The sequence below is a fragment of the Rhodococcus sp. IEGM 1302 genome (genome assembly GCF_030056935.1).
Taxonomy (GTDB): Bacteria; Actinomycetota; Actinomycetes; order Mycobacteriales; family Mycobacteriaceae; genus Rhodococcus_F; species Rhodococcus_F qingshengii.
The window spans coordinates 295,675-312,477 of record NZ_JASHKY010000004.1 but is presented as its reverse complement, the minus strand read 5'-3'; the positions used below and the strand labels follow the sequence as shown (position 1 = coordinate 312,477).

At 63.8% G+C, this 16,803-nt stretch carries 15 protein-coding genes; 9 read left to right on the top strand and 6 right to left on the bottom strand.

Annotated elements, in window-relative coordinates; all coding sequences use genetic code 11:
* The first annotated feature begins 88 nt into the window (after positions 1 to 88).
* A complete protein-coding gene (locus QM609_RS10535; protein ID WP_042452547.1) occupies positions 89 to 850 on the top strand; it encodes an SDR family NAD(P)-dependent oxidoreductase in 762 nt (253 codons plus the stop codon).
* Here the strand turns inward: QM609_RS10535 and QM609_RS10530 are convergent.
* On the bottom strand, positions 832 to 969 hold the full coding sequence (locus QM609_RS10530) for a hypothetical protein (protein WP_003945592.1): 138 nt from the start codon (positions 967 to 969) through the stop codon (positions 832 to 834). The genes QM609_RS10535 and QM609_RS10530 overlap by 19 nt on opposite strands.
* 219 nt (positions 970 to 1,188) lie before the next feature.
* Between QM609_RS10530 and QM609_RS10525 the strand changes: the two genes are divergently transcribed.
* The 3 genes from QM609_RS10525 (at position 1,189) to QM609_RS10515 (ending at position 4,459) form a co-directional block, all read left to right on the top strand.
* Complete coding sequence (locus QM609_RS10525) at positions 1,189 to 2,133, top strand: alpha/beta fold hydrolase (protein ID WP_076948602.1); 945 nt, start codon at positions 1,189 to 1,191, stop codon at positions 2,131 to 2,133.
* A gap of 262 nt (positions 2,134 to 2,395) precedes the next feature.
* A complete protein-coding gene (locus QM609_RS10520) occupies positions 2,396 to 3,169 on the top strand; it encodes a VOC family protein (protein ID WP_076948601.1) in 774 nt (257 codons plus the stop codon).
* A gap of 135 nt (positions 3,170 to 3,304) precedes the next feature.
* Positions 3,305 to 4,459 (top strand): alkaline phosphatase family protein, encoded by a 1,155-nt coding sequence (locus QM609_RS10515; protein WP_007734589.1) that lies wholly within the window; start codon positions 3,305 to 3,307, stop codon positions 4,457 to 4,459.
* Here the strand turns inward: QM609_RS10515 and murJ are convergent.
* From murJ to QM609_RS10495, 4 genes are all read right to left on the bottom strand, one after another.
* Positions 4,445 to 6,073 carry a murein biosynthesis integral membrane protein MurJ gene (murJ, locus tag QM609_RS10510; protein WP_228232473.1) on the bottom strand — a complete coding sequence of 543 codons (1,629 nt, stop codon included), beginning with the start codon at positions 6,071 to 6,073 and terminating at the stop codon, positions 4,445 to 4,447. The two genes, QM609_RS10515 and murJ, sit on opposite strands and share 15 nt — an antisense overlap.
* A gap of 97 nt (positions 6,074 to 6,170) precedes the next feature.
* A complete protein-coding gene (locus QM609_RS10505; protein ID WP_003945837.1) occupies positions 6,171 to 7,199 on the bottom strand; it encodes a beta-ketoacyl-ACP synthase III in 1,029 nt (342 codons plus the stop codon).
* Positions 7,200 to 7,360: 161 nt separating this feature from the next.
* Positions 7,361 to 8,002 carry a response regulator transcription factor gene (locus tag QM609_RS10500; protein ID WP_042452561.1) on the bottom strand — a complete coding sequence of 214 codons (642 nt, stop codon included), beginning with the start codon at positions 8,000 to 8,002 and terminating at the stop codon, positions 7,361 to 7,363.
* Positions 7,990 to 9,228: a sensor histidine kinase gene (locus tag QM609_RS10495; RefSeq protein WP_179090776.1), complete on the bottom strand. Its 1,239-nt coding sequence runs from the start codon at positions 9,226 to 9,228 to the stop codon at positions 7,990 to 7,992. The genes QM609_RS10500 and QM609_RS10495 overlap by 13 nt, the downstream gene beginning before the upstream one ends.
* 109 nt (positions 9,229 to 9,337) lie before the next feature.
* On the opposite strand from QM609_RS10495, the gene QM609_RS10490 reads away from it, so the two are divergent.
* From QM609_RS10490 to QM609_RS10475, 4 genes are all read left to right on the top strand, one after another.
* Positions 9,338 to 10,120: an ABC transporter ATP-binding protein gene (locus QM609_RS10490; protein WP_042452563.1), complete on the top strand. Its 783-nt coding sequence runs from the start codon at positions 9,338 to 9,340 to the stop codon at positions 10,118 to 10,120.
* Positions 10,120 to 12,603, top strand: a complete 2,484-nt coding sequence (locus tag QM609_RS10485) for an FtsX-like permease family protein (protein WP_076948600.1) — start codon at positions 10,120 to 10,122, stop codon at positions 12,601 to 12,603. Before QM609_RS10490 ends, QM609_RS10485 begins: the two co-directional genes overlap by 1 nt.
* 21 nt (positions 12,604 to 12,624) lie before the next feature.
* The gene (locus tag QM609_RS10480) at positions 12,625 to 13,257 is read left to right on the top strand and encodes a class I SAM-dependent methyltransferase (RefSeq protein ID WP_007734580.1); all 633 of its coding nucleotides are present in this window, start codon (positions 12,625 to 12,627) and stop codon (positions 13,255 to 13,257) included.
* Positions 13,258 to 13,346: 89 nt separating this feature from the next.
* Positions 13,347 to 15,182 (top strand): acyl-CoA dehydrogenase, encoded by a 1,836-nt coding sequence (locus QM609_RS10475; RefSeq protein WP_007734578.1) that lies wholly within the window; start codon positions 13,347 to 13,349, stop codon positions 15,180 to 15,182.
* An 85-nt stretch (positions 15,183 to 15,267) separates the two neighbouring features.
* Here the strand turns inward: QM609_RS10475 and QM609_RS10470 are convergent, their stop codons facing one another.
* Positions 15,268 to 15,900 (bottom strand): hypothetical protein, encoded by a 633-nt coding sequence (locus QM609_RS10470; RefSeq protein ID WP_228232471.1) that lies wholly within the window; start codon positions 15,898 to 15,900, stop codon positions 15,268 to 15,270.
* A gap of 179 nt (positions 15,901 to 16,079) precedes the next feature.
* Here QM609_RS10470 and QM609_RS10465 point away from each other — a divergent pair, with 179 nt between their 5' ends.
* Complete coding sequence (locus tag QM609_RS10465; RefSeq protein WP_007734574.1) at positions 16,080 to 16,802, top strand: ATP-binding cassette domain-containing protein; 723 nt, start codon at positions 16,080 to 16,082, stop codon at positions 16,800 to 16,802.
* Position 16,803 lies beyond the last annotated feature (1 nt).

Below are 16,803 nucleotides of genomic sequence, written 5' to 3'. Positions count from 1 at the left end.
ACATCTCATCCAGCGGGAACCCACGAGTAACAATGCGCGATTCGGACAACGCTTCGGGAACCGTTGAATGACGAGCAGGAGAACAGCAGTGGGCAAGTTGGATGGAAAAGTGGCCCTGATCACTGGCGCAGGGCAAGGCGTCGGCCAGGGAGTTGCGTTTGCGCTCGCCAAGGAGGGCGCTTCCGTCGCGGTCGCGGGCCGCACTGAGTCGAAACTCGTCGTCACATGTAACGAGATCGCCGAACGCGGAGGCCGTGCCGAACCGGTGCTCATGGATATCGCCGACGCGGATTCCATCACCGGAGCCGTGGCGCGAACGGTGGAACTGTTCGGCGGCGTCGACATTCTGATCAACAACGCCAGCCTCAACCCGCTCGGCAACGTCCTCGACCTCACTCCGGAGCGCCTTGCCGACGGATTGACGTCCGGCCCCGTCGCGACTCTGCGAACCATGCAAGCCTGTTACCCGTTCATGAAGGAGCGCGGCGGCGGGGCAATCATCAACATGGTCAGCTCCGTGGCCGTCCGCTGGGACGCTGCCGGCTACGGCGGCTACGCGGCCGTGAAGGAATCCGTCCGAGCCCTCAGTCGCGCGGCAGCATGCGAATGGGGCGTCGACGGGATCCGGGTCAACGCGGTTGCTCCCCACGCGTCGTCGCCGGGGCTGCAGCGGTGGGCAGATGCACGCCCGGAAGAGGCTGCCGCCTTTGTTGCCGGGATTCCGCTACGGAGGATCGGCGACTGCGAAACGGACATCGGAACCGCGGTGGCTTTCCTGGTCGGCCCGGATGCCGCGTATCTGACTGGAGCAACAATTCCGCTCGACGGTGGTCAGTCGCGCTGGGGCTGAGAGCTGGCGTCGTCGAAGGCAAGCACCGCCGACTTGGCTTCGGCGATCGGGCGGCGGAAAACGAAACCGACCAGAACGGATGCCAAAACCAGCGCGGCCAGAACAATGAGCCCGACCATCCACCACATGGTTTTCAGTATGCCCGAACCGACCTCCGCCGGACGCGCGCCACGGCCGTCGGAAAGCGGCGACAGCCTCGAAAAGTGCTGAACACCAGTCAAATTCCGTTTTGCCCGTTTCCTGAGCTTCTTGAGAATCCGTGATCGATGACACATATTCGGATCCCGAACCGGAACGCGTGCGTGACTACGACGACACCTCGGTGCATCCTGGCAGGTATGGAATCCGCTGTTTCGGCCCAACTCACCGACGGAAGCACCCTCACAGACCCGTGGGGCGGGACAAGCAACATCACCGATCTCGGCGGTGACGTTCACTGGATCGACTTCGGCGGTCCCAGCGGAGCGCCGCCCATCGTGCTCGTTCACGGTCTGGGCGGCTCGCACCTGAACTGGGTGCGGGTCGCACCGGCGCTGGCGGCGCGCACGCGCGTGTACGCACTTGACCTCGCCGGATTCGGACTCACCTCTGCCCGTGGGCGACACACCGGCGTCGACGCCAACGCAGTACTTCTGAATCGCTTTCTCGACACAGTGGTGGGTGAGCCCGCCGTCCTGTTCGGCAATTCCATGGGCGGAATGGTCTCGGCAATGTCGACCCATGCCAGTCCCGAATCAGTCGCCGGCCTGGTGCTGGTGGATCCGGCGCTCCCCCTGCCCGTCCAACTTCCCGATCTGACCGTCGCCGCCCAATTCGCGCTCTACTCGATGCCGTACGTCGGTGAGCAGGTTCTCGGCTTCGGACGCCGAAAGATGTCAGACCGGCAGTTGGCCGCTCAGATGACCAGATTGTGTTTTGCCGATCCGACGCGAGCCGACCCCGCGGTCCTCGACGCGGGCGCTGCCTTGACGGCGATTCGCCGCAACGAACCTACCCAGGATGCCGAATTCCTTCAGGCAGCACGGTCACTGCTGATGACCCTCGCCCGTCCTGCCTCCTATCGAAAGACATTGCGAGAGATCACGACTCCGACGCTCCTGATGCACGGCGATCGCGATCGGCTTGTCCCGGTCGAGGCCGCACGGGCAGCCGCTGCTGCACATCCACACTGGACCACCATCATTCTCGGCGACACCGGCCACACCCCACAATTGGAGATTCCGGACGAGTTCACCCGTCATGCGCTCGCGTGGCTCGATCGCACGGGGCTGATCAGGAGCTGACACGTACCAACACTCCCCGGTGGAACGCCCTTGCCGATCGAGCAAGTGCCCCATCAACTTCGGAGTATCAAGAACGATTCGGCGGTCGTCTACGTTGGCAGGTCCGGCCCACCGGGGAACGCGAAACGGACACATACCCCAAAGCTCTCGAACCCTGGGAATGTGTCGGGGTACGCGCGTAGCGTGAGATTCAGGCCTTCCTCGGCCAAGCATTTCCGCGTCCCCTGCTTGTGTATCCGTTTCGGTTAAGGAGAGTTTTCAGATGCCCGCACGCACAGCGCTCGACGGAACACCCTGTTGGATCGACCTCACCAGCTCCGACACCGAGGTTGCCAAATCCTTCTACACCAACGTGTTCGGCTGGCAGGCTGACACAAACGACGACCCGCAGTACGGCGGCTACGCGATCTTCAGCAAAGACGGGCAGCCCATCGCCGGGCTCGGACCCCAGCAGGAGGGAAACCCCTACGGCAACGTGTGGACCACCTACATCTCCTCGACTGATGCGGCAGCGTCGGCGTCCAAGGCCCAAGCCTCGGGCGGAACGATCATGATGCCGTCGATGCAGGTCGGTCCTCAGGGCAGCATGGCGATCGTGGGCGATCCGGCCGGTGCCGTCGTCGGCATCTGGCAGGCAGATCAGCACCACGGCTTCGGTTTGGTCGGCGAGGCCGGAGCGCCGGTCTGGCACGAGACCTTGTCCAAGAACTACGCCGTGGTCCTGCCGTTCTACACCGACGTGTTCGGCTGGACTTACGAGTCGATCGGTGACAGCGACGAGTTCCGGTACTCACAGGCCAAGCAGGGCGACACCGTCGTCGCCGGTTTGATGGATGCCAGCTCGTTCCTCCCGGCAGAGGCGCCGTCGTTCTGGCAGGTGTACTTCGGGGCGGACGACACCGATGCGGCCGTCGCCAAGGTCGTCGAATTCGGCGGCAGCGTCTTGCGCGATCCCGAGGACACGCCCTTCGGTCGTCTCGCGTCGGTGGCCGATCCACTAGGTGCCAAGTTCCAGATCTCCACGATCATGGAATGAATCTCCGCGCGGAGGCCGCACCGGTCCGCGGTCTCTGCGCGCTGATCATCTGGAAAGTCCGGATTTGACCGCACAGATTTGAACACTCGCCCAGAAGGTATGCAGTTTTCTGCGTCCAACGCCTAATCTCATGGGATGCCCGCCCCCGCCCCTCTCCTCGATGTGTACTCGCAGCCGACTCTGTCGACGCTTGCGCCGTCGGTACTCGCTTCTCTCGGAGTGAGCGGCGAAGCGAACCGTCTCGATCTACAGCCCAGCAAGAAGACCGTAATTCTGCTGGTAGACGGGATGGGCGCGAACTTGCTCGCCCGCAACGCCGAACACGCACCATTCCTGAATTCACTCGTCGGAACGCCCATACGGGCAGGCTTCCCCACGACGACGGCCACCAGCATCGTCTCACTGGGGACCGGTCTGCCTTCGGGAGCGCACGGCATCACCGGCTACCAGTCCTACGTCGAAGAAGCCGATTCGGTGTTCAACTGGCTGGGTTGGCACAGCGCGGGCAAGAAGGAATCTCAGACCGACTCCATCGTCCCGGAAACCCTGCAGCCGCAGGCCACGACGTTCGATCGCGCCGCCGCAGCCGGCATCACCGTTACAACCGTCGTACCGTCGAAGTTCGACGGCAGCGGCCTCACCCGTGCCGGGATGCGCGGTGCCCAGTTCGCCGGAATCCAGGCATACGGAGACCTCCTCGCTCGCACCGTGGCGGCGTCGAAATCTGCCGACCGCACGTTCACGTACTGCTACATCAGCGAGATCGATGCACTCGGCCACGTCTACGGACCCGAGTCCGAGCCGTGGATCTTCCAACTGATGCTGGTCGATCGACTGGTCGAGCAACTCGCCGCGGCTCTCGGTCCGGACGTGAGATTGCTGGTGACGGCAGACCACGGAATGGTCGACGTGTCGGACGAGAACAAGATCGACTTCGACAACACTCCGATTCTGTCCAAAGATGTACTCGCTCTTGCCGGTGAACCTAGATGTCGTCACATCCACACCCGAGAAGGCGCTGCACAAGATGTTGCGGACCGCTGGCGCGCCGAACTGGGTGACCGCATGTGGATCGGGACGAGGTCCGAGGGCATAGTCGCAGGATTGTTCGGGCCTGCAGTGCATTCCGAGTATCACGGCCGGATCGGTGACGTCATCGCCATTGCGTCCGGGGACGTGGCCGTCGTACGTCGATCTGTCGAATCGGGACTGTCCGGCCTCCGTGGACAGCACGGCGCCCTCACTCCGGACGAACTGCTGGTACCGCTCTTGTCCTCAGGACAGCAGTAGGGTTCGCGCCCGGCGAATCTCGGGAACACCGACGACCTTGCATGCACCCAACAGGACGACGGCACCGACGGCCGCACCCGCCGACAATGAAATAACAGCAGCAAGCCTGGGCTCGGGAACTCGGTTCTGAACCGCCACCACCAAAGCGAGCGCACAACCACCTGCCAGAATTGCCGCCGCCGAAATCCTTCCGACGGTGGCCTGCACGCGACGGAATCCCAACAGCCCGTATCGCTTTCGAAGAAGGATGTGGCCGAGTACCGCTCCACACACGTAGGAGAACGAGCCGGCGGCACAGACGGCCAGGACCAGCCTTTCGTCACTCGCCGACAGTGACGCAAGAAGGACGAGCGCAGTCTTGGCGACCACCATCACCAGGGCGATCACCGCGGGAGTTCGGGTGTTGTTGTCGGCGTAGAACACTCGCAGCTGAAGCATGACCATCGCAAAGGGCACCAGCCCGAATGCACTGACCGCAACGGCCGTCCCGATCAACCGGGCACTGCTGCCGTCGACCCGGCCGAAGAAGATCAAGGTGGTCAACGAGGGACCGAACACCATGAGCGCCACAGTCACCGGGATCAGCGCCACCACAGAATACCGGGCGCCCCGGCCGAGATCGGATACGACGCCGACGTCGTCACCCGCAGCAACCGACCTGGCGATCCGCGGCATCAGCACCGTCAACAACGACACACCGAGAATGCCGTACGCCACTTGAAACAGCAGATCCGCGTGCGTGTACATCGAGTAGACGTGACGGGAGAGAGTGACCTTCATCGTCACCCACACACCGATCTGGCCGGCAACGACGTACACAAGTACCCAGCCGAGCAACGGCGCCCCGACGCGCACCGGGCGCCAGGTGTGCGGTACGACCCGCACGCGAAGGCGCCACCGAAACCCGTTGCGGTGCAGCGCTCGCGCAACGACGGCGGTTTGCGCCACGATCCCGAGCAGAGTGCCGATACCGATCACCAGAACCTGCGCGGTGGTCATCGACTCGGGAGTCAGAGCCACCGGTCCCGGGATACACAGGAAGACCGCGACCGTCACCAGAAGGACGACGTTGTTGATCACCGGTGCCCAGGCCGGCGCGCCGAATACCGATCGAACGCTGAGCACAGCCGTCATCATCGCCGTGACGCCGTAGAAGAAGATCTCCGGAAGAAGCAAGTACGCGAAGAGCGTCGTCAGCTCTCGTTGAGCCGGATCATCGATCACGGCCGAGACCAGAGGCGGCGCGCACACCACGGCCACTACCGTCACGAGCGCAAGAGCCAGCGCTCCGACGGTGAGAACGCGCTGCGTCTGCTCTCGTTCGAGCGTCCGCCCACGGCTCCGTTGCCGCGTCAGATACGGAAGCAGGACGCTGGCGAGAATCCCGCCGAGGAGGAGCTGATAGACCATGTTCGGGAAGCTGTTGGCCGCGTTGTACGCATCACTGACCAGGGCGATGCCCAGGACCGCGGCAAGGGCAAGGGTGCGGACGAAGCCGGTGATCCGACTGACCGTGCTGGCGAGCGCCACTTGCCCGCCCATCTTCGCCAAGCTGCCGCCCGTCACACCATTACGTTCGGACTCCCGTTCGGACTCCCCCACGTTCTCGACCATCTCGCCAGAGTGCCACATCGCAGACGTTCGACGATCCGGACGGAAACGGAAGGGCGCCCCGAACCGTGGGTTCGAGGCGCCCTTCCGTAAGGAACAATCAGGCGGATTCCGCTCCAGCCAACGGCGGCATGACGACAACCTGACCGGCGAAGGACAGACCCGCACCGAAGGCGAGAAGCAATGCCTTGTCGCCCGGCTTGCACTGGCCGTCGCGCAGCATCTGCTCCATGGCGAGCGGGATCGAGGCCGCGGACGTGTTGCCCGTCTCGGCGATGTCGTTGGAGACGGGGAAGCCCTCGGGCAGCTTCATGCTGCGAGCGATGACCTCGTTGATGCGCTGGTTTGCCTGGTGCGGCACAAAAGCGTCGATGTCCTCGATACCCAGCCCCGACTTCTCCAGGGTGCGAGTGGCGACCTTGCCCATCTCGAAGGCAGCCCAGCGGAACACCGCGGTACCGGCCATCTTGATCCACGGACGAGGTCCGGTCGGGTTCTTGGTGTAGTCGAGCCAGCTGGGCTCCTGAACGATGGCGTCGGACTGGCTGCCGTCCGAACCCCACTCGACCGGGCCGATTCCGACGGTGTCGCTCGGGCCGACGACAACTGCGCCTGCGCCGTCACCGAAGATGAAGCGCACGCTGCGATCGGTGGGCTCGGTGGCCTCGCTCATCAACTCGACGCCGACGACGAGTACGTGATCAACCGTGCCACCGCGAACGAGGTCGCTGGCCACTGCAAGAGCGGTACAGAAACCGGCGCAGCCTGCCGCGACGTCGAAAGCAGCCGGACCCTTGATGCCGAGCTCGTGGGCGACGATGGACGCAGCCTGGGGAGTCTGCAGGTCCCACGTCGACGTCGCGATGATCACGGCACCGATCTGCTCGGGAGCAATGCCGCTGACGTCCAGTGCTTTACGGGCCGCGCTGATCGACATCGCGAGGATGCCTTCACCTTCGCCGGAGAACCGGCGCGACTTGATACCCGATCGCGTCTGGATCCACTCGTCGGTGGAATCGATCAGCTCGCAGATCTCGTCGTTGGTCACGACTCGCTCCGGGCGGTGAACGCCGAGCCCGAGAAGGACGGACTGCCGACCTCCGGCCACACTGGCAATCGGCTTACCCATTGATCGATCTCCTCGTTGGTTTCTGGTGATGACGCGCATTCGACATCACACGTTACGTACAGGACATAAGCCCCTGCCTCTCAGGTCACCGTTCGATCACGGCAACAACATGAGGCTGGCTCACATTACGCTTCGGTCAGGTATGTAGTCCAGATCCATGATCAGGCGCGCAAATGAGCTAGAACTGCCAAAACACGACGATGCCCGCTTTCGGAAGCCGACAGGCCGAGTTTTGCGAAGATATTTCCTATGTGCTTGCTCACAGCGGTGTCGCTGACGACCAGTTTCCTGGCGATTTCCTGATTTCCCAACCCCTCCGCCATCAGTCCGAGAACTTCGGACTCGCGTGGAGTCAGCGATCTGATCGGATCGTCGGCGCGTCGACGGCTCATCAGTTGGGATACGACCTCGGGATCCATCACGGTTCCACCGTCGACGACCCGGTTCAATGCGTCGACGAACTCGGCTACCTTCCCGACTCGTTCCTTGAGCAGGTACCCGACCCCGCCGGCGCCTCCTGCCAACAATTCACCGGCGTAGCGATCCTCGACGTAAGCGGAAAGGACCAGGACGGGAAAGCCCGGGCGAAGCTTGCGCACCTCGATCGCCGCTCGAAGTCCCTCGTTGGTGAAAGTAGGAGGCATCCGGACGTCGAGCACCGCGGCGTCGGGGGTTGTCTCCTCGAACACCGTGAGGAACTGTGCGGCGTCGGAGACGGCAGACACCTCGAAGCCCTCTCCACGGAGCAGCAGGGCCAGCCCCTCTCGCAGGAGAGCGTCGTCCTCGGCAATCAGAATCCGCACGGTAGTTCCACCCTCATCGTTGTCGGTCCACCCTCCGGGCTCTCCAATACTGCGGTTCCTTCGAAAGCCTCGACCCGGCGTCGAATACCCGCCACGCCGCCGCCCGGGCGTTCGTTCGCGCCGCCGTGACCGTCGTCGATCACGTCGATGAGCATCGTCTCACCCGACGAGTCGTCCGACGTCTCCGTCCGTGCCGTGACGGTGACCCTGCGGGCTCCGCTGTGTTTTGCGACGTTGGTCAAGGCCTCGGCGACGACGAAGTACGCAGCAGCCTCGACGGCAGCCGGGGCACGGCGGAGCTCGTCGATCTCGAGTACGCAGGGCACGGCGGAGCGCCCGGCGAGCGCCGAGATCGCGCCCTCCAGACCCAACTCGTCGAGGATCGGCGGGTAGATGTCGTGCACCAACGTCCGGAGTTCGCTCAACGCCTCGGTGGCCGCATCCTGGGCCCGATGCAGTTGTGGCAGAGCCTGGTCCGGATTGTTCTGCAACGACCGCTCGGCCATCCCCAACATCATCACCACCGCGACCAGACGGTTCTGCGCTCCGTCGTGCAGATCCCGCTCGATGCGCTTGAGTTCGGCCGAATGCGCGTCGAGCGCCGCAGCGCGGCTGGCCGTCAGGGCGGTGACGCGCTTCGAGAGGTCCGAACGCGTATCCGGCGCAAGCAAAGTCGTGGTCGACCAGCTGATCCATTTCGCCATCGCGGGGATCAACCACCACGCGATCAGGAAGTACAGGATGCCGATCAACGGCATTCCGGCAGCGCCCAGCCACGACGTCACGGGGTACGGGTTGTTGACGGGTTCGCCCGCGGGCATCTGCTGCCAGTACAGCGGGACGGCAATCGCATTGAGCGCACCGAGTGGCAGAGCAATGGTCAGCATCGCCGCGACGAAAGCACCCAGACCATGAATCGACAACCAGGCCGCGTCGCGCCTCGTCGACTGATCGGTGAGGAACCGGCTCCAGTCCCCGAATGTCGGATTGCTGGGCATCGGTGGGTATCGCTGCAGAACAGGGCGTCCGGTGTACGCAGCGGTGCGTTTGCGAGCCAGGCCGGCCCACCACCGGAGCACTCGCACGTACGACGGCAACAGCAACCAGCCGACGATCAGAATCGAGAGCGACAACAGAATGAGACCGACCATCAGCAAGAACAGGGAAACAACAGCTGCCGCACCCTCGACGAGCACGTACACCGCAGCCCTGGTTCTCTTCTTCACTGCCCCAGCATGCCGCACCACACCGCACGATCCACTACAGCTGGCTACACCATTGATTCGGGACTCTGCTGGATGTCGACGAATGCCGAATCTCCATAGCGTTCTTCCCATGAAGAATCGACACTCGGTCCTCGCCTCGCCGGCCCCTGGTGCCACGGGAGCTCGAACATCTGCCGTGCGACTAGAAGGGGTCAGCAAGGTCTACGGCAACGGCCGCGGCGCCGTGACCGCCCTCGACAACGTCAGCCTCACTCTGCCGCGCAGCACCTTCACCGCAGTGATGGGCCCGTCCGGATCAGGTAAGAGCACTTTCCTGCACTGCGCCGCGGGCCTCGACCGACCGAGCAGCGGATCGGTGTGGCTGGGCGACACCGAAATTTCACAACTGAAGCCGAAGGCCCGCAGCATCTTCCGTCGCGATCACATCGGTTTCGTCTTCCAGGCCTACAACCTGCTCGGCGCTCTCGACGTCGAGCAGAACGTCACGCTCCCCCTACTCCTCGCCGGGCGACGAGCCGACAAGCAGTACCTGACCTTCGTCCTGGAATCCGTCGGACTCGGATCACACCGAAAGCGCAAACCCTCCGAACTGTCCGGCGGTCAGCAGCAACGCGTCGCAATCGCGCGCGCCCTCGTCACTCACCCCGACGCACTCTTTGCCGACGAACCGACCGGCGCCCTCGACTCCCGTAGCGCCAAGCAGGTTCTGGAGTTGTTGCGCCGGACAGCCGCCGAGTTCGATCAGACCATCGTCATGGTCACGCACGACCCGGTGGCCGCGTCGTACGCCGATCGTGTGCTGTTCCTCGCCGACGGGAAACTTGTCGGGCACATCGACCGCCCGACCCCGCAGCAGATCGCCGAGCGCATGACGCACCTCGGGGACTGGTGATGATGAAAGCGCACACCTTTGCGCACCTGAAAGCGCATCGCTCCGGTTTCGTCGCCGTGTTCGTCTCCGTATTCTGTGCAGCGCTCCTCACCTGCGGTCTGGGTGTGCTGCTGGAATCGGGAGTGCGGGGCGGTGTCTCACCACATCTCTACGCCGGTGCCGACGCCGTCGTGAGTGCACCACAGGCGCTCGAGGTCAAGGAAGACGCCGATCAGCCTTTTGCCGAGCGAGTTCTCCTCGACGACGATACGGTCCGCAAGCTCGACACACTCGATGTCACGGTGGTTCCCGACATCTCCGTCCCGGTCAGCACGGCCGAGGGCGTCGTACTCGATGCACATCCTTGGAACACAGCACAATTGGCGCCGTACTCGCTCACCGAGGGGCGCGCTCCGCAGAGCCGCGACGAGGTGGTCTCGACCACGGGCGCCGCGCTCGGCGAGCGAATCACGCTGGCTCACGGCGCGGTAACGGACGAGTACACCGTCGTCGGCACAGCTGATTCGGCTTCGGTGCCGTCACCCGACCGTCCGGCACTCGTCTTCCTCGACGACGCAGAGGCCGAACGGTTGTGGCCGCACCAGAACGCTGTCACCGCAGTCGGATTGATCGCTCCCGAAGGCGTGGATGCTGCCGCTCTCGCCCGCGATGCACTCGCCGGAACCGGTGCGGAGGTCTCGACCGGCACTGCACGCGGAGGCATCGAATTCCTCGACGCCGGTGCTGCGCGGACGCAGTTGATCGTGCTCTGCGCGTCGTTTGCCGGTCTCGCGTTGATGGTCAGTATGTTCGTCGTTTCCAGCACGCTGTCGCTCTCGATCAACGCCAGGCGCCGAGAGTTCGCTCTGTTGCGGGCAATCGGGGCCACCACGCGGCAAGTGCACGTCATGATCGGACGTGAAGTGCTGCTCGTTGCTGCTGCGGCGGCAGCTCTCGGCGCGGTGCCCGGATACCTGCTCGCCCGAGTGCTGGGCGCACAGTTCGCCGACGCCGGGGTCATGCCCACCGATTTCGCGCTGGCCTACAGCCCGCTTCCGGCGATCGCAGCTTTCCTGATCTGCGTACTCACTGCCCGCGCGGCAGCGGCGATCGCGGCACGACGACCGGCGAAGCTCGACCCCGTCGAAGCGCTTCGCGAATCCGAAAGCGGCCCGGCGAAACTGAGCCGCGGACGCATCGTCACCGGGCTGATCTTCGGCGCCGCCGGCCTCAGCGCCTGCGTCCTCCCTGCTTTCCTGCCCGGCAGCGTGGCGGCCGCTGGAGCCGGTTCGAGCGCACTGTTGTTGATCTTCTCGGTCGCGCTGCTCGGCCCCTTGTTGGTGCGCGGCATCATCAAGGTGATCGGCGGTCCGCTGCGCCGCAGTGGGTCGGCGTCCAAAGTTCTCGCTGCCGCCAACGCCGAATCCAATTCGAGACGGCTCTCGTCGGCGGTTGTTCCGTTGGCTCTCGCAATCGCGCTCGGCTCGGTGCAGTTCTTCAGCCAGAGCACCGTCGCCGCCGAGGCGACCAACCAGTCGATCAAGGGCGTCACCGCCGACCTGATCGTCGGCGCACCAGCCGGTATCGCTCCCTCGCTCCTCGAGTCGATCGCATCGGTGCCCGGAGTGAGTGCGGCAAACCCGGTGGTCCGCAGTCAAGTCCTCCCGGTACCCAGCGGTGAGGAAGGCGGCTCAGCCGACAGCGCGATCGCGGCCCAGGGCATCGACGCCGCCAGCGCCGACGCGACCCTCGATCTCGCGGTGACCGAGGGCGACCTCAGCGCTCTGACCGGCGATACCGTTGCCGTGAGCGAAGACGGCGCCTTCACCCTCGGAGCCAAGGTAGGCCAGCGCGTCGACCTCTATCTGGGTGACGGAACACTGGTACATCCCATGGTCGTCGCAAAATATGGTCGCGGCCTCGGATTCGGGGACGTGACCATGCCGATCGAGACTTTGCGTCAGCACTCCACCGACGCTCTGATCGACACCGTTCTGGTTGCTGCCGAACCCGGACGGTCGGCCGAAGTCCAGCAGTCGTTGCGCTCGTTCCCCTCGATCGCCGCGATGAACCAGGACCAGTTCGGGGCCGCGGGCGAAGATCAGCGTCGTATGCAGTCGTGGGTCAGCATCCTCGCCGTCCTCGTCCTGCTCGGCTATCTCGCAGTCGCAGTCGTGAACACCCTGGTCGCCGCCACTGCCGAGCGTTCCCGCGAGTTCGCGCTCCTTCAACTGGTGGGCTCGCGGACGAGGCAGGTCCGAGCAATGATGCGCATCGAGTCGTTGATGGTGGTGGGAATCGCCATCGTGGTCGGATCACTGATCGCCCTGCCGCCTCTGATGGGCATTGCCGTAGCGGTGTCCGGGCAGCCGATCCCGGCGATTTCACCGGCGATCTACGGTTCCATCGTCGCGGTGACCGCTGTTCTGGGATTTGTCTCCATCGCGATCCCGACGCGCGCCGCTCTACGCAAGAACCCGATGGACGGAGTGCGTAACCACTGAGTGGCACTACCGTCGTCATCTATGGATGCGGCGGCCTGGGACAAGAAGTACGAAGAAACCGAGCTCGTCTGGGGCGCTCCTCCCAACGAACTGCTGGTGGAATACGCGACGGCCCTCCCCCACGGCCAGGCACTGGACCTGGCGTGCGGCGAGGGCCGTAACGCGTTGTGGCTCGCGACCCGCGGTTGGGAGGTCACCGGGATCGACTACTCGGCCGTCGCGATCGAGAAAGCCCGCACGATCGCGGCCCGCTCGCCCCGATCGGTTCTCGACCGGCTCGACTACCGATGCGGCGACGTCACCGTCGCGGATTACGCCTCGAGGAACGGGCAGGGATACGACTTGGCCCTGCTTCTTTACCTTCATCTGCCCGCACCACAACGCACCCTGGTTGTGAACCGTGCCATAAATTCTCTGAAACCTGACGGAATCCTCATGATTTTGGGTCACGACCGAAGCAACATCGACTACGGCGTCGGCGGGCCGCAAGATCCCGAAATCCTTTACACACCAGAAGAATTGATGCAGGAGTTCCGCGGAAAGCTCGAGTTCGAGATCGCCGGAAATCCCCACAGGCACACCGAAACGGGAATCGCGGTCGACGCGCTTGTCATCGGACGCAAATCCGGTGTTGGCAATGCAAAGAACGGCTAGTAACATGTATTAAGTTACCGACGAGTAATAAACTTCGGGCGGTACTAGGAGTGCTGGACCGCACCACCTCACTGGGAGAAGCAGAAGACATGGGCCATTACAAGAGCAACGTTCGGGACCTGGAGTTCAACCTCTTCGAGGTTCTCGGACTGGAGAAGCCACTGAGCGAAGGCGCTTGGGGCGACCTGGATGCCGACACTGTCCGCAACATGCTGGCAGAGGTCGCACGCCTGGCCGAGGGACCGCTTGGCGAATCTTTCGCCGATGCGGACCGCAACCCCCCTGTCTTCGATCCCGAGACGCACACCGTTGCACTTCCGGAATCCTTCAAGAAGTCGTTCAAGGCTCTGTGGGATGCCGAGTGGTACCGCATGGGATTGAGCGAAGAGGTCGGCGGTGTGCCGGTTCCCCGCTCCGTCGTGTGGGCCATCGGTGAGCTGATCCTGGGCGCACAGCCTGCAGCGCACATGTACCAGGCCGGACCCGCCTTCGCGGACGTGCTGTTCAACAACGGCACCGAAGAGCAGAAGAAGTGGGCCGCCACCATCGTCGAACGAGGATGGGGCGCCACGATGGTCCTCACCGAGCCCGACGCCGGCTCCGACGTCGGTGCCGGACGCACCAAGGCGATCAAGCAGGACGACGGCTCCTGGCACATCGAGGGCGTCAAGCGCTTCATCACCTCGGCCGACTCGGACGACCTGTTCGAGAACATCTTCCACCTCGTTCTCGCTCGCCCCGAAGGCGCCGGACCGGGCACCAAGGGCCTGAGCCTGTTCTTCGTCCCGAAGACGCACTTCAACTTCGAGACCGAAGAGTTCGGCGAGCGTAACGGTGTCTTCGTCACCAACGTCGAGCACAAGATGGGCCTGAAGGTCTCCGCCACGTGTGAGGTCACCTTCGGCGGCCACGGCATCCCCGCACAGGGCTGGCTGGTCGGCGAGGTCCACAACGGCATCGCCCAGATGTTCGACGTCATCGAGCACGCTCGAATGATGGTCGGCACCAAGGCAATCGCCACCCTCTCCACCGGTTACCTCAACGCTCTCGATTACGCCAAGCAGCGCGTGCAGGGCGCAGACCTGACCCAGATGACCAACAAGGCAGCACCGCGCGTGACCATCACGCACCACCCCGACGTGCGTCGTAGCCTGGCAATGCAGAAGGCATACGCCGAAGGCCTGCGCGCGGTGTACCTCTACACCGCAGCTCACCAGGACGAGGTTGTCGCCCAGCTCGTCTCGGGCGCAGACAAGGACACCGCGTTCCGCGTCAACGACCTGCTGCTCCCGATCGTCAAGGGCGTCGGCTCCGAGCGTGCGTACCAGTACCTGACGGACAGCCTGCAGACCCTCGGTGGCTCCGGCTTCCTGCAGGACTACCCGATCGAGCAGTACATCCGCGACTCCAAGATCGACTCGCTGTACGAAGGCACGACGGCCATCCAGGCTCAGGACTTCTTCTTCCGCAAGATCGCTCGTGACCGCGGCGTCGCGCTCGCTCACGTTGCCGGACAGATCAAGACCTTCATCGACAGCGAAGCCGGCAACGGTCGTCTGAAGGCGGAGCGCGCACTGCTCGCCACCGCACTCGAAGACGTCCAGGCCATGGCCGCCACGCTCACCGGCTTCCTCATGGGAGCTCAGGAGCAGCCCACCGAGCTGTACAAGGTCGGCCTCGGCTCCGTCCGCTTCCTGATGTCCGTCGGCGACCTGCTCATCGGCTGGCAGCTGCTCCGCCAGTCCGAGATCGCTCTCGCAGCACTCGACAACGGCGCTTCCGACAAGGACAAGGGCTTCTACGAGGGCAAGGTCGCCATCGCTTCCTTCTTCGCCAAGAACGTCCTGCCCGAGCTCACCGCTTCACGCGAGATCATCGCGAACACCGAGAACGACATCATGGAGATCGACGAAGCAGCATTCTGATTCGTTCCTGATTCATGAAAAGTGCCGGTCCCGAGAACGTTTCGGGGCCGGCATTTTCATGCTCAGCAGTCCATGGAATCCGAGGTCATCTGCGCTCGACGGTCGGGCAACTGATCTGTGCGGACAGTACGGACGTCGTCGGTTGTTCGCCGGGCCGTGCCGCCCTTCCCACCAGGGAAAGCGCCACGCGCCTGCGGTCCGGAGAACTGACGATTTCGATGGACTTGTCGTCACCGCCCCCGAAGGACACGAACTGTCCGCTCTGATCCGAGAACTTCATGATCGCCGACCCGTGCTGACCTGGTTCCGGTTTTTCGTTCACGTAGACCTGCAACTGGAAATCACGTCCCGGATACTCGCCGCCGCCGTCGTACTCGTAAAAGGAACTGGTGTGCACCTCGTAGGCCCACTGGCGGTGACCGGCGGGCAGCGAATCCGCCCAGTTGTGCTCGAAACACGTGACGGATCCGGGGAGCGAGACATTGGCTGCGCCGCTCCACCCACCGGACAGGGTGATGGCTCCGTACGGCGCTGCTTCGGACTCGTGCCGATCGGAAGGCAAGGGCGGAACGGTCACGGGTCCGACATTGCGACCGGTGAACTCGAAAAGCCTCTCGCTCGACACGAACGGGGGCGACTCGCGCTCACCGGCACAGGAGACAACCGACAGGGTGGCCATGACCAGCACCGCGCACATACCGCGCCTACGAACCGGCACCTCGACTCCCCCGTTCCGTTTCCAACAGAATACATACCGTTCGGTCTTCAAGTTGTCGAACGTGTCCGACACATCCCATTCATGGGACCGCTCGCCCGCTACCGATGTGATTGGGTGAGCACGAACGTCCACTGAACCAGCACTCGGTTCTTTCGCAGGCCGAGTAGATCAACAGACAGGTGATCATCGTGGTCGCACCAGAGCACGCACAACCCGATTACGCCCCCGACCTGGCATTGACCGCCACGGACTTGGCGCTCGACGGCCCATGGGGGCCGGTGTTCGGACCCGTCAATCTCGAGATTCGTGCGGGCGGTGTGACCATCCTCGAAGGCTCGGCCGGTTCAGGACGTACGTCCTTACTTCTGACACTCAGCGGACGAATGAAAGCCAGTTCCGGCTCACTGTCCGTCTTCGGTCGAACGCGTCCCCGCGAGATCTTCGAGATCGCCGGGGTCGCCGGGTTCGAGGACATCGACGAGCTTGCCGAATCCGTCACCGTCCGCGATCTGATCACCGAACAAATTCGCTGGGATGCGCCCTGGTACAAGCTCATCGGACGCGCCGGAGACCGCGAACTCGAAGCGGTGTGCGCTCCCGTCTTCGGCGATCATCCGTTACCTGCGCTCGGCCGGTACGTCAGCGATCTCGGGGAACTCGAGGCGATCCTGCTGCGTATCGCCGTCGCGAACACGAAAAAGCCGGCCCTGCTTGTCGTCGACGATCTCGAACAAGTGCGGCGCGACTCCGAACGTGCGTACCTCGTCGAGCGACTCGTCGAGATGGGGAGCTACCAGACCATCATCGCGTCGACCGTCAACCCGCTGCCAGACGGATCACCCATCGATGCCGTCACCCTGCTCCAAGAAGTCACCAATCCCGACCAAGAAGGGGCGAGGTAAC